Source organism: Streptomyces sp. NPDC014727 (assembly GCF_043083485.1).
In the GTDB taxonomy this organism is placed as follows: Bacteria; Actinomycetota; Actinomycetes; order Streptomycetales; family Streptomycetaceae; genus Streptomyces.
The window spans coordinates 1-1,046 of sequence record NZ_JBIBYR010000093.1 but is presented as its reverse complement, the minus strand read 5'-3'; the positions used below and the strand labels follow the sequence as shown (position 1 = coordinate 1,046).

The 1,046-nt window shown below is 67.8% G+C and carries 1 pseudogene; it reads left to right on the top strand.

Features of this window, described 5'->3' with window-relative positions:
* Positions 1-180 precede the first annotated feature (180 nt).
* Positions 181-960: pseudogene (locus tag ACF1B9_RS38055) on the top strand (IS481 family transposase); the annotation flags it as partial.
* Between the last annotated feature and the right edge of the window lie 86 nt (positions 961-1,046).

Here is a 1,046-nt window from a genome sequence, read left to right as displayed (position 1 = left end):
ATCGAAGGCGGCATCACGGCGGTCAGTTGACACAGACTCAAACTCTGTACATCAGCCCGTACATGCCTCTGCACTACAGCCCGTACGCCGACACCAGATCTCGGCTGAGGGATCTTGAACGGGTGAGGGCCTTTCGAGTTCGGTGTGGATTGCGACGTCTACACCGACCGAAAGGCCCTCGTGCCCCACCGTAATGCACCCCTGACCGAGACCGGACGCCTGCGCCTGGCCCGCTGCGTCGTCGAGGACGGCTGGACCCTGCGCCGGGCCGCCGAACGCTTCCAGGTCTCACCCACGACGGCTCAGCGATGGGTCGGCCGTTACCGCGAACTCGGCGAGGCAGGCATGGCCGACCGCTCCAGCCGGCCACACCGCAGCCCGCGCCGGACCCCGACCCGCACCGAACGCCGGATCATCAAGGTCCGCGTCCTGCGCCGGTGGGGACCGGCCCGCATCGCCTACCTCCTGGGCCTGAACCCGGCCACGGTCCACCGCGTCCTGACCCGCTACCGCCTGGCCCGGCTCACGCACCTGGACCGGGCCACCGGCCGGGTGATCCGCCGCTACGAGCGCGACCGCCCGGGCGAGCTGGTGCACGTCGACATCAAGAAGCTCGGCAACATCCCCGACGGCGGTGGACACAAGACTCTCGGACGCCAGGCGGGCCGCAAGACACGCTCCGGAGCCGGCTACAGCTACCTCCACAACGCCGTCGACGACCACTCCCGCCTCGCCTACAGCGAGATCCTCGCCGACGAGAAGAAGGAGACCGCCGTCGGATTCTGGCAGCGGGCCCACGCGTTCTTCACCCAGAGCGGGATCACCGTCGAACGCGTCCTGACCGACAACGGCGCCTGCTACAAGAGCCACCTCTGGCGCAGCTCCCTTACAGCACAGGGCATTTCGCACAAGCGCACGCGGCCGTACCGGCCTCAGACCAACGGCAAGGTCGAGCGCTTCAAGTGCGCCACGAGGCGCTCTGTCGTATCCCCGGCATAGCTGGGAGGAAATCGAGAGGAGGTTCCTGGGCCTAATGGCTTACCTGG